This is a genomic window from Telluria sp. ZT3P39, assembly GCF_059685935.1.
In genome coordinates, this window is the sequence record NZ_JCASIH010000002.1 from 39919 (window position 1) to 52593 (window position 12675).

The following is a 12675-nucleotide window of genomic DNA, read 5'->3' on the forward strand; positions in this document are numbered from 1 at the left end:
CACGCCCGGATGCTGCTCAGACCTTGAAGTCGTCGTAGGCGATGCGCGCGTCGTCTACGCCCAGGCTGCGCAACATGCTGCGGGTCGCCGCCAGCATCGCCGGCGGCCCGCAGACATAGAACTCGAGCGAAGCGAGGTCCGGATGCGTGCGAAGCAAACCCTCCAGCACGGCTTCGTGGACCAGCCCCGCCGGCCTGCCGTCGGCGCCTGCTTCCTCGGAGAGCACCAGGCGCCAGTCGAAGTTCGGATGGCGCGCAGCGAAGCCGCGCATCTCGTCCACATAGGGCGCATCGCGGTGGGTGCGCGCTCCGTACCAGAAGTGCAGCGGTTCGGCCGCGCCCTTCGTCAGCAGTGCGTGGATCATCGCGCGCAGCGGCGCCATCCCGGCGCCGCCACCGATGAACACCTTTTCGCGGGAGCCGGGCTTGAGCGCAAAGTCGCCGTGCGGCCCGCTGAAGCGCAGCGTATCGCCGGTCTTGAGCGTGTACATGTAGCCCGAGCCCCTGCCCGGTTGCGCCCCCGGCATGAAGCGCACCAGGAAGGTCAGTTGGCCGCCGGCGCATTCCACCGGCACCGAAACCGAATACGAGCGCCGCACCGGCGCATCGTTGGCCAGGCGCTCTAGCCGCCCTGCCGCGCGCCAGTCGTCGCGGTGCTCGTCCGGAATGGCCAGGTGGCTGGCATCGCGCGCGTAGGCGGGAACGATCACCTGCACGTAAGCGCCGGGGCGGCATTGCAGGTGGTCGTTGGGGCTCACCGTAATCTCGCGCAGGAAGGGCGTCAGCGCTTTCACGCCCGTCACGATCCCTGAGCGCTCGGTGGTCAAGGCCGCGCCATCCCCCGCGTCGATCGCGAGACTGCGCCTGACCGGAAGGTTGCAGGCCAACCTGTACCCTGCTTCGAGCTTCTGCGGCGACAGCAGCGCGCGGTCGGCGCTGGTGGGTGCAGGCGCCTGGCCGACGCAGCGCACCTCGCACAGGCCGCAGCTCTGCCCGCCCCCGCAGTTCGACGGCAACTGCAGGCCCGAGCGGGCCAGCGCCTGGAACACGGTCTCGCCCTGCACGGCGTCGACCGAACGCTGCTTCACTCCCTGGCTGTCGACCAGGTCGATCCGGCGGCTGCGGCGCCAGCGGCCTGGAACGAATTCGGCGAGGCGCACGCTCGCGAACAGCAGCCAGACGCCGGTCAGCGCCATCCACAATCCGCCGATGGCACTGGAGACCAGCAACAGGTTGTTGAAATTGGTGCGCTCGCTGTAATCCATGATGTGGAGCATCCAGAACAGGTCGAACAGGCGCCAGGTGTCGTTCCTGTGTTCGAGCACCGCGCCGGAGCGGCTCGATACGTAGACGGACGTCGCGTCCGCATCGTTGAAGTCGACGCGCCAGACCGGTTCCTTGTGGGCGCGTGCCTCCAGCGTGAAGTTCAGCAGGCGCGCCGTAGCGGCGGTGCCCGGGCCGGCGTAGGAGGCGCGCGCGATGTCGGCGGCCAGGCGCGCATCGACCTGGACAGCCTTGCCATCGGCCGCACTCACCAGCCAGTGACGCTTGTCGTTCTGCAGCCGGTACACGGGCCGGTCGAGCAGCCACCCGGAGGTGATCTGCATGACGCCTTCGGGACTGGCGGCGAGCACCGCGTCGGCGGCAAGCACGTCGCGCGGCCACGCCGGCGGCTTCGGGGGTTTGACGCGCAATTCGCGGCCTTGCACCTTGTCCGCATCGAGCAGGCTCATGACGACCCCGCTCGACATCCACAACACGAACTGGATTGCCAGCAGCAGGCCTACCCACTTGTGCAGGCGTCTGATCCAATGGCTCATGCCGCTTTCCTCCGCGTGAAGCTGTAGAACAGCAGCCAGGCGCCGCTGAGGGCAAACAGCAGGCCGGTGATCGAGGCGGCCCGCAGCAGCGTGTTGTTCACGTTCTCGCGCTCCTCGTAGTCCATGATGTGGAACATCCACAGGAAATCGAACCAGCGCCAGAGCTCATGTCGCCGGGCCACCAGGTCGCCCGTGTGGGGCGAGAAGTACAGGGTCGTCAATCCCGGCTCGTCGTAGTGGACGGCCCACAGCGGCACCGGGCGCCCCCCGACTTCCTGCGGCGCCCTGGTCACCCATTCCACGCCCTTGATGCTGCCTTCGCCGACATAGGCCGCGTCGGCAAGGGCGACGATGTCGTCGCGTTCGAGCGGGCTGATCTTCTTGCCGCTGGCGGCGTCCACCAGGCTGGCCTGCGGGCCCTGCCTGATCTCGTAGACCTCCCTGCCGAGCAGGTTCTTCATGCGGATGCTGGTGATGCCGGGATAGGCATCGTGCAGGCGCTCCTGCGGCATGCGGGTACCGGACGGCTCCAGCGGCTCGGTCGGCACGTGGGCCAGGTGGTCGCCGTGAATGACTTCGAGCGGGACCACGACCATGTAGAGGCCACTGATCATCCAGAGCAGCGCCTGCACGCCGATGATCAGGCCGATCCATTTGTGGGCGCGTCGCACCCAGAAAGCTGATTGCATAGTGATTGAGTAGTTGATGTTTCCTGGCTGGCCGGGCAGGCCGCTGCGAAGGATACACGCAAGATGGCCCGCCTGGTGTCATCGCATGGCTAGAACCGGTAGCCGAGGCGCAGGTGCCAACGGCGCCCGAGCAAGTCGTAGGTCATGGTATCGGTGTTACCGTCGGTCCAGCTCTGGATGTACGGCGGCCGCTTGTCGAACAGGTTGTCGACGCCGAACGAGATCGCCATCGCCTTGCTCAACGCGTACTTCAGGCTGGCGTTGTGGTAAGCGATGCTCGGCGCACGCGCGCCGATATCCTCCGGCGCCGCATTGATGTCGTCGGCCTTGCCGATGTACTGGACCGTATACGACCCGGACCACGGGCCGTTCGAGGTCGCCAGCGACGCCGTCGACCGCCACCTGGCATAGCTTCCGCGCCCGCCCGTGATCTTGCCGCCGTACTCGATGACCTCCCCGCCCGGGAACGGCGTCACGTCGAAGCGGTTCAGCCGCGACACGTCGGCCGTCAGGGACGAGTTCCAGCCCGCCAGGCTGAAGTCGTAGCTGGCGCCGACGTCCAGCCCCGCGACCTTCTGCTGCGCGGCGTTCTCCGGCTGGGACGACAGGAAGTTGATCTCGCCGGTGCGCGGATCGCGGGTGAAGCTCGAGGGACGGCAGAAGATGTGCGCCAGGCCCGGCGAGTCGTAGCACACCGATAGTTTGGTCGAGCCCGGGACGGTCTCGATCGCGTTATCGATCTCGATGTTGAAGTAATCGAGCGTCAGGGTCAGCGCCTTCGACGGCGTCCATACCGCGCCGACCGTGAAGGTGTCCGCATTTTCCGGCTTCAGGTTCTGGTTGCCCCCGCCGGTGGTCAGGATCGACGGGCCGAACTGCCGGAAGCCGGCCGGGACGCCGGAAGCCTGGCAGTTCTTGTAGACCGCCGAGTTCGGATCGAACGTATTCCAGTTGTTGCACGGGTCGGTCGTGGTCAGGTTGCCTTCCGAGACGCCGCCGAACAGTTCCGGCACGTTCGGGACGCGGAAGGCCGTCGAGCGGTTCGCGCGCACCTTCAGTGCCGGAACCACCTGCCAGTCGAGGCCGACCTTGTACGTCCCCTGGGAGCCGAACAGGCTGTAGTCCGAATAGCGGGCCGCGGCATTCATCGTGAGCGAGTGCACCATCGGCAGCCTGGCCAGCAAGGGAACGGACAGCTCGGCGAACACTTCGCGCGCGCTGTACTGGCCGGCGATCGGGTCCATGGCATTGGTGTTGGCCGCGCCGGACACGATCAGGCTGTCCGGATCGCGCCAGCCTTTCTCGCGGCGGTATTCAAACCCCGAGGCGAAACCGACAGCGCCGGCCGGCAGCGAGAACAGCTCGCCGCTGATGCTGGCGTTGAAGCTCTTCTGGTCATTGCCGCCATGGTCGCGCGTGGTGAAATGGATGTATTCCAGCACGGCGGGGCTCAGGTTGCCGTAGCCAAGGTAATTGCCGCACGGCGCAGCGGCCGGGCTCCTGCCGCAGGTCGCGGCATTGAGCGTCGCATCGACGCGATCGAGGTTGATGATGTTCGTCATCCCGTCCACGCCCGTGTTGCGGCCCCAGTTGAGCGATGCCGACCAGTCCCATTTCTCGCCAATCGCCCCTTTCAGGCCGGCCACGACGCGGAAGGTATTCGTTTCCTGGAAAAAGTAGCGCGGCCCGACCTCGGCAACACGGCGCCGCGCCAGGGTCAGGTTTTGTCCGGTTGGATTGGTCGGATGGCTGGCCGCGATCTCGATGGGCCGGTAGGCCCCGATGGCGCCCGGCGTCGCCAGCTGCTCCGACTTGCGGTTCGTGAACATGAGCTCGCTGAAGAAATCGAGCCTGTCGGTCAGGCGCATGTTGCCGAAGGCGCTCATGCCGACGCGCTTGATCGGATTGACCGCATTCAGGAGCGGGTTGCTGTTGTAGGCATGCTTGGGTGCGCTATAGGTCTCGAAGCCGCGCGGGTTCCCGTTCGGATCCTGGTTGAAGTTGACGCGCCGGCCGTCCGCCAGACGCGCCCGGCCGCCGATGGTGGACGAGCTGCCGGAACAAACCAGCTCGCCATCTTCCTCGAACAGCGCACAAGGCGCGCGCGAGGCCAGGTTGACCGGGCCGCTTTCCGAATAATTCAGCGAGGCCATCAGCGTTCCACGCTCGCCTTTGCTGCCCCATACGAGGTCGGCGGACTTCTCGTCGCCGTCGCCGCGTTCGGTCTTGCCATAGCGGACCGACGCTTCGAGCCCGTCGAAGGCCTTCTTGGTGATGATGTTGACCACCCCGGCCACGGCGTCGGCGCCATAGATCGCGGACGCCCCATCCTTCAGCACCTCGATGCGTTCGATCATCGCCACCGGGATCATGTTCAGGTCCACCGAGCTGTTCGCGCCCGTGCCGCCGGATACGACACGGCGTCCGTTCAGCAGCACCAGGGTGCGGTCGATGCCGAGGCCACGCAGGTTGACCTGGGTCGTCCCGTAGCCGTTGCTGGTCCAGTACGCGCTGGTCTGGTTGCCTGCGGTACCGGCAGACGACGGCAGCCGCTGCAGCAGGGTCTCGATCGAAATCGCCCCGGAGCGCTGGATGGTGTCGGCATCGATGACAGTGACGGGACCGACTCCGGAAAGCTGCTCCTGGCGCAGGTTGATGCGGCTGCCCGTGATCTGGACCCGTTCCATTCCGGCTGCCTGAGTGTTGTCATTGGTCGCAGGCTGCTGTGCATGGGCGCTTTGCTGCAGGACGAGCAGTGCGAGCGCTGCTGTCGTTCGTGGGACGTACTTGTGAACCATTTACCCCTCCGGATTTCTTTTTGTAGACAGCACAGGACCTTGACGATTGGTGGGTCAAGCACGGCCCGAACTGGATTTTCGAACAAAGAAACGCTTGTCTAGACAAATGAATGCTTAATTAATTTAGACAGATTTTCGAATCTCAGCAACAAATCTTCATTAAAGCAACGGTAAGCCATATAAAGTTCAGGCGCGAGTCGGAGCGCGCAATCGCATGCTGGCGATAGCGCGTGTCGGCACGCCGGTTGCCGCGGGCCGCAAGGATTACGCCGCGATGGTTGTCGTGCGCGGGGGTCGTTCGATCCGGGCCGGAATATGCCCGGTGAACGAAGCGGAGGAGAAATGAAGGACGCCGCTGGCCGCTTCCTCGACCGCGTTGACGGTCATGACGGGAGGCGGCGCGCAGGCGCCGATGGAACAGTTCGTACAATTGCCGCAACCCGAGCGCCCATGCTCGCCGTCGCTGTCGCAATCTTCGTCAGGCGACGCGGCGGCCTGCGCCGCAGCGCCGGCATGTTCGTGCCCGTCGCCGTGCACGCCGCTGCCGGCCGCTGCTTCGGCAGTGCCGGCCGTGGAAGGATGATGCGCCATCCCGCACTCGAACCTCACCATCCCCGCGATGCCCTGCAGCGGTAGGGAGATGATGAGCAGGCACAGTAGGAATGATCGTAACCTGAGGCGCATATGGCCAATGTAGCATGCCATTGGTCAAGAATGCACGCGTTTCATGAAGGGCGCATGGCCGCTCTCCGACACCGGCATGCTCGGGGTCGGTCGATGCGCAGATGTCGGCGAATGACACCCCTGGATCCCCAAAAAACTTGGACTGCCAGGGGATTGTGGCTAGAATGGCACCGAACCCCTTTCCTCCAACCGATGCGCCGCTCCTTCCCATCACTGTTCCGATACATTGCACTTCTCCTCGTCATGAGCCTCATGACTTCTGGGATGGCAATGGCGTCGTACCTGTGTCCTGAACTTGTCACGCAGCCCCTGCCCATGCAGATGATGGATGGCGAGCCGTGCGCAGGGATGGATGTGGAACGCCCCGTCCATTGCGCCGAATTCCTGGCCGACACCAAGGCCTCGGTCGATCACCACAACCCTGCGCCGGCGCTCACACTGCTGTGCGCCCCGGGACTGGTGCGTATCGTCGCGCCCGTCCTTGCGCACGCGAGTGTGCTGGCCTGGCCAGGATATCTCCCCGGCCCCGGCGCCGACCCGCCCTATCTGCGAACACTGCGCATTCGCGTCTGATCTCCTCCCGCTGCTCACGTGCCCGGCAAGACGCCGGCGCCTGTTTTCAATCGCGGAGGATGTATGTTTCATGTATTCACGTCATATCACGCCGTGCCGGCCAGGCCTGTACGCACTCGTCGCGCCCTGCTCGCGGCCTTGTTCTATGTTGCTTCCAGTGCCGCATCGGCCGGCTCGGATGCACTTACCCTGGATGAAGCCTTGCGGCGCGCGGCCTCGGTCTCGGCGTCCGCACGCGCGGCACGCGCCTCGGTCGCGGCCAGCGAGCATGCTGCCGCGCGCGCCGGCCAGCTACCTGACCCCAGCCTGAAACTGGGCATCGACAACCTGCCGGTATCAGGCCCGGACAAGTTTCGTCCGAACGCCGATTTCATGACCATGCGCCGCATCGGCGTCGAACAGCAATGGGTGTCCCGCGACAAGCGCGAGGCCCGGTCGGCGCAGGCGCGCAGCGCCATCGAGGCCGGCGAGGCGGCGCACGTCGACAAGCTCGCCAGCGTACGCGTCGAGACTGGAACAGCCTGGCTGACAGTGCTGTACAGGCAGCGCGCGCTGGCCCTGGTGCAGGCGATCGCACGCGAAATGGAAAGCGATCTTTCCGCCCTCCAGGCGACGCATCGCGGGGCCCGGGCTTCGGCCAGCGACGTGTTGCAGGCCAAGACCGAGCTGCTGCTGGCCGGCGACAGCGTCGATGCGGCCGCCCAGGACTTGCAGGCGGCACTCATCGGCCTGCGCCGCTGGACCCGCACCGATACCAGCGCCGTTGCAGACGAGGCCCCGAGGCTCGATACCGCGGCGGCGCACCTGGCCACGACAGACCTCGAGGCGAAGCACCCTGCCATCCTCAGCGCACGGCGCGCCGTCGACCTGGCCGATGCCGATGCACGCGCGGCCGTCCATGAAAGCCGGCCGGACTGGTCATTCGAACTCGGCTTTGCCCAGAGAAGCAGCCAGTACTCGAACATGGTCTCGTTCGGCGCCAGCATTCCCCTTAGCGTTCGCCGGGCGCAGCGCCAGGATCGCGACATCGCGGAGAAGCTTGAACTCGGAACCCGGGCGCGGCTGGAGTACGAGGATGCGCTGCTCGAGACCCGGGCGGCGACCGAAGCGCAGCTGGCCCAGCTGGACAGCCTGACACGCCGTGCTGTCCGCCTCCGGAAGGAGCTCCTGCCCACGGCCGCGCAGGAGGTCGAATCGAGGCTGGCCGAATACCGAGGAGGAAGCGGAACGCTGACCGCGGTTTTCAAGGCCAGGCGCAGCGCCCTCGAGCGCAGGCTGCAGGTCAATGCGCTCGAACTGGACGCGGCGCTGGTGTGGGCGGCACTCGAACTGCGCCTGCTCCCCCAGGCCCTTGCAAGCACTGGGAGGACCGGCAAATGAAGCGCTCCCTCGCACTGAAAATCGCCGTCCTCGCCGCCGCAGCTGGCCTGATCGGCTATGGCGGCTACTGGCTGGGCTCGGGCAGGACTGCCGGCGTCCCAGGCCAGCAGACGGGCACGAACGCACCAGGCGCCGCCTCGTCACCGGGTTCCGGCAAGCGCGTCCTGTACTGGCACGACCCGATGGTTCCCGGCCAGCGCTTCGACAAGCCCGGGAAAAGCCCCTTCATGGACATGCAGCTGGTGCCTGTGTATGCGGACGAAGGCGGCGATGCGGCCGGCGTGACGATTTCGCCGTCGCTCCAGCAGAACCTCGGCATCCGCTATGCGACCGCCAGGCGCGAGGAAACGGCGGAATCCTTCGACATGGTCGGCACGACGCAATTCGACACCTCCCGTGAAGAAGTCGTGCAAAGCCGTGCTGCAGGCTACATCGACCGGCTCCACGTCCGGGCGCCGCAACAAGCGATCAAGCGCGGGCAGGCGATCGCATCGGTATTCGTTCCGGAGTGGATCGCCCCGCAGGAGGAATACCTTGCGCTCAAGCGCGGGAGCGATCCCGTCCTCGCAGCCGCCGCACGCCAGCGCATGCGCGCGCTCGCCATTCCCGACAGCCTGGTCGCGGACCTGGCACGGACCGGGCGTGTGCAGACTCACCTGACACTGAACTCCCCCGCGACCGGGATCGTCAGCGAGCTCGGGGTCCGGGAAGGGGCCCAGGTCACGCCGGGCATGACGATCGCGAAGGTAGTCGGCACGGCTACTGTCTGGCTGCTCGCCGAAGTGCCGGAGGCCTTGATTGGAACCGTGCAGGCAGGCATGCAGGTCAGCGCCACGGCTGCGGGTAACGCCGAGCGTACCTACCAGGGCAAGGTGCGCGAGATCCTGCCAGGCGTGAATACCGCTACCCGCACCGCACAGGCCCGCATCGAGCTGGGCAACCCGGACGGGGCGCTGATCCCCGGCATGCTGATGCGTGTAAGGCTGAGCGCCGCTGAACGCAAGTCGCGCCTGATGGTCCCGAGCGAAGCAGTCATTACCTCGGGCATGCGCTCGGTCGTCCTGGTCGCACAGGGCGCCAGCGTGCGGCCGGTCGTGGTCACCACGGGCCGCGAGATCGGGGACGCAACCGAAATCCTGAGTGGCCTGGACGAAGGCCAGCGGGTCGTCGCTTCCGGCCAGTTCCTCATCGACTCCGAAGCGAACCTGAAATCGATCCTGCCCAAGTTTGCAACGGGTGCACCGGCAACGCCGGGCGCCGCCAGCGCGGGGCAGGAGCCTGCCCGGCCGGCCAAGCCAGGCAAGGCAGCGCTGACGGTGCACTCAGCCCTTGGCAAGGTGGAGCAGATTTCGGATGAATCAATTACGCTGTCGCATGGCCCGGTCGCGACGCTGCAATGGCCGCCGATGACGATGGACTTCATGAAACCCTCGGCGGGGGCGTTCAAGGACGTCAAGGTCGGACAGACGGTCGAGTTCGAATTCGTCGAGGGCGCCGACGGCTACATGCTCAAGCGGGTGGCGGTCGCCAAGGGTGGCAAGCAATGATCGCGCGCATCATCCGCGCCTCGATCGCCGCGCGCGTCTGGGTCCTGCTCGGCGCGGCCCTGCTGGCCGCGTGGGGACTGTACTCGCTGCGCACGATCACGCTCGACGCCCTGCCCGACCTGTCCGACACCCAGGTCATCATCCGTACCCAGTACCCCGGCAAGGCGCCGCAACTGGTCGAGGACCAGGTCACCTACCCCTTGACCACCGCCCTCCTCTCGGTCCCGGGAGCGACATCCGTGCGCGGTTATTCCTTCTTCGGCGACTCCTTTGTCTACGTGCTGTTCGACGACGCGACCGACCTTTACTGGGCGCGCTCGCGCGTGACCGAGTACGTCAACCAGGTCCAGAGCCGCCTCCCCGCCGGTGTGCGGGCCGAGCTGGGCCCCGACGGCACCGGAGTGGGCTGGGTATTCGAATACGCGCTGGTCGACCGCACCGGCAGGCATGACCTGAGCCAGCTGCGCGCCCTCAATGACTGGTTCCTGAAGTTCGAGCTCAAGACGGTGCACGATGTCGCGGAAGTGGCGAGTATCGGCGGCATGGTCCGGCAGTACCAGATCGTGCTGGATCCCGACCGGCTGCGCGCCTTCGGCATGACCCATACCCAGGTAATGGACGCGGTGGCCAGCGCCAACCAGGCCTCTGGCGGCTCAGTCGTCGAGATCGCCGAAACGGAATACGTGGTCCGCTCGCAGGGCTATTTGCGCAACCTGGAGGACTTCCGCAATATCGTCCTGAACGCGAGCGAGACGGGGACACCGGTGCTGCTGCGCGACCTCGCCACGGTACGGCTCGGGCCCGAAATGCGGCGCGGGATCGCCGAACTCAATGGCGAGGGCGAAGTCGCCGGTGGCGTCGTCATCATGCGCGCCGGGAAGAACGCCCTCGATACCATTGCTGCCGTCAAGGCCAGGCTCGAGACGCTCAAACGCTCGCTCCCGAAAGGCGTCGAGGTCGTGACGACCTATGACCGCTCGACGCTGATCTCGGCATCGGTAGCGAACCTGGGCAGCAAGCTGGTCGAAGAGTTTGTCGTGATCGCGATCGTGTGCGCGCTGTTCCTGTTCCACGTCCGCAGCGCGCTGGTGGCCGTGCTCACGCTGCCGCTGTGCGTGCTGGCCGCCTTCATCGTGATGCGCTACCAGGGCGTCAATGCCAACATCATGTCGCTAGGTGGAATCGCCATTGCAGTGGGCGCCGCCACCGATGCAGCGCTGGTGCTGGTGGAAAACGTGCACAAGCACCTCGAGGCCCATGCCGAATCGCACCCGGGCGTCCCGCTCGATAACAAGACCCGGTGGGACATCGTCGCCCAGGCCTCGGTGGAAGTCGGGCCGGCGCTCTTTTTCTCGCTGCTGATCGTGACCCTGTCGTTCATCCCGGTATTCGCCCTCGAAGCCCAGGAAGGCAAGCTGTTCGCCCCCCTGGCCTACACCAAGACCTACACGCTGGCCGCTGCCGCTGGCCTGGCCATCACGCTGGTGCCGGTGCTGATGGGCTACCTCATCCGGGGCAGGATCCCGAAAGAGTCTGCCAACCCGATCAACCGCGTGCTCATCTCGGGTTACCGCCCCCTGCTCGATGCCAGCCTCAGGCATCAGAAGACCGTCCTCGGTATCGCCCTGGTTGTGCTCCTGCTGACGGCCATTCCGATCTCGCGGCTGGGTGGAGAGTTCCTGCCCCCCCTGAACGAAGGCGACCTGCTCTACATGCCCTCGGCCCTGCCCGGCCTTTCAGCGGCCAAGGCCAGCGAGCTGCTGCAGCAGACCGATCGCCTGATCAAGACCGTGCCCGAAGTGGCGACCGTGTTCGGCAAGGCAGGTCGCGCCGAAACCGCCACCGACCCGGCGCCGATGGAGATGTTCGAAACCACGATCCAGTTCAAGCCGAAGGACCAGTGGCGGCCCGGCATGACTGCCGACAAGCTGGTCGAAGAGCTGGACCGGGTCGTCAAGGTGCCGGGATTGTCGAACGTGTGGGTGCCGCCGATCCGCAACCGCATCGACATGCTCTCTACAGGCATCAAGACGCCTGTCGGCATCAAGATCTCGGGGCCCGACCTGGGGCAGATCGACAAGGTCGCAACGGCGATCGAAGCCGCGGTCAAGACGGTGCCGGGGGTCAGGTCAGCGCTCGCAGAGCGGCTGAGCGGCGGCCGCTATATCGACGTCAACATCGACCGGGTGCGCGCTGCGCGCTATGGCATGAGCGTGGCCGAGATCCAATCGGTGGTGTCCACCGCGATCGGCGGCGACAAGGTGGGAGAGGTCGTCGACGGGCGGCAGCGCTTCCCGATCAACATGCGCTACCCGCAGGACTACCGCAATTCAGTGCAGGCCTTGCGTGAGCTGCCGCTCGTTACCGCGCGCGGCGCGCAGATCCGTCTGGGCGACGTGACGAGCATCGTCGTGACGGATGGACCGCCGATGATCCGCAGCGAGAACGCCCGCCTGTCCGGCTGGGTGTATGTCGACGTGCGCGGTGTCGACCTGCTCACTGCCGTACGTGCGATGCAGGCACAGGTGCGCGACCAGGTCACGCTCCCCGCGGGCTATGCGATCGGCTGGTCGGGGCAATTCGAGTATCTCGAGCGCGCATCCGAGCGCTTGACGACCGTCGTGCCACTGACTCTGCTGGTGATCTTCCTCCTGCTCTACCTGGCCTTCCGGTCCAAGGCGGAAGCGGTGATGCTGATGGCCACCGTGCCGTTTGCCCTGGTCGGCGGATTCTGGCTTATCTGGCTGCTTGGCCATGCGGTGTCGGTGGCGACAGCGGTCGGCTTCATCGCGCTGGCCGGACTGGCTGCGGAATTCGGCGTGGTCATGCAGGTCTACCTGCGCAATGCGCTCCAGAGCCGGCTCGACGCAGGAAGGCCATTCACCAGCGAAGTGGTGCTGGAAGCGATCCGGGAAGGCGCGCTCCTGCGGGTGCGGCCCAAAGCCATGACGGTGGCGGTCATCGTGGCTGGCCTGCTGCCTATCATGTTCGGCAGCGCGGCAGGCTCCGAGATCATGCAGCGAATAGCCGCGCCGATGATCGGCGGGATGATCACGGCGCCGCTGCTTTCCCTGTTCGTGATTCCTGCCGCCTGGGGGTTGCTGCAGGAGTGGCGCATCCGGCGGCGGCTCGATCAGCGGACAAGCCTGTAGTGTGTGCAACGAGCATTGGCTACCCCGACCGGC

8 protein-coding genes are annotated in these 12675 nt (G+C 66.1%); 4 read left to right on the plus strand and 4 right to left on the minus strand.

Features of this window, described 5'->3' with window-relative positions; genetic code table 11:
* Positions 1-16 precede the first annotated feature (16 nt).
* The 4 genes from AC56LR_RS02305 to AC56LR_RS02320 all read right to left on the minus strand — a co-directional run bounded on the left by AC56LR_RS02305 (position 17) and on the right by AC56LR_RS02320 (position 5897).
* Positions 17-1819: a 2Fe-2S iron-sulfur cluster-binding protein gene (locus AC56LR_RS02305; protein WP_497126977.1), complete on the minus strand. Its 1803-nt coding sequence runs from the start codon at positions 1817-1819 to the stop codon at positions 17-19.
* Entirely contained in the window at positions 1816-2490 is a 675-nt protein-coding gene (locus AC56LR_RS02310) for a PepSY domain-containing protein (protein ID WP_497126979.1), read from the minus strand. Before AC56LR_RS02310 ends, AC56LR_RS02305 begins: the two co-directional genes overlap by 4 nt.
* Positions 2491-2597: 107 nt before the next feature.
* Positions 2598-5195, minus strand: a complete 2598-nt coding sequence (locus AC56LR_RS02315) for a TonB-dependent receptor (RefSeq protein ID WP_497126981.1) — start codon at positions 5193-5195, stop codon at positions 2598-2600.
* Between the two features lie 375 nt (positions 5196-5570).
* Complete coding sequence (locus AC56LR_RS02320) at positions 5571-5897, minus strand: hypothetical protein (protein WP_497126983.1); 327 nt, start codon at positions 5895-5897, stop codon at positions 5571-5573.
* A 345-nt stretch (positions 5898-6242) separates the two neighbouring features.
* Here AC56LR_RS02320 and AC56LR_RS02325 point away from each other — a divergent pair, with 345 nt between their 5' ends.
* The 4 genes from AC56LR_RS02325 (at position 6243) to AC56LR_RS02340 (ending at position 12642) form a co-directional block, all read left to right on the plus strand.
* Positions 6243-6563 carry a hypothetical protein gene (locus tag AC56LR_RS02325; protein WP_497126985.1) on the plus strand — a complete coding sequence of 107 codons (321 nt, stop codon included), beginning with the start codon at positions 6243-6245 and terminating at the stop codon, positions 6561-6563.
* Positions 6564-6626: 63 nt separating this feature from the next.
* Positions 6627-7943, plus strand: a complete 1317-nt coding sequence (locus AC56LR_RS02330; RefSeq protein ID WP_497126987.1) for a TolC family protein — start codon at positions 6627-6629, stop codon at positions 7941-7943.
* Positions 7940-9490 carry an efflux RND transporter periplasmic adaptor subunit gene (locus tag AC56LR_RS02335; RefSeq protein ID WP_497126989.1) on the plus strand — a complete coding sequence of 517 codons (1551 nt, stop codon included), beginning with the start codon at positions 7940-7942 and terminating at the stop codon, positions 9488-9490. The genes AC56LR_RS02330 and AC56LR_RS02335 overlap by 4 nt, the downstream gene beginning before the upstream one ends.
* Positions 9487-12642 carry an efflux RND transporter permease subunit gene (locus AC56LR_RS02340; RefSeq protein WP_497126991.1) on the plus strand — a complete coding sequence of 1052 codons (3156 nt, stop codon included), beginning with the start codon at positions 9487-9489 and terminating at the stop codon, positions 12640-12642. Before AC56LR_RS02335 ends, AC56LR_RS02340 begins: the two co-directional genes overlap by 4 nt.
* Positions 12643-12675: the final 33 nt, after the last annotated feature.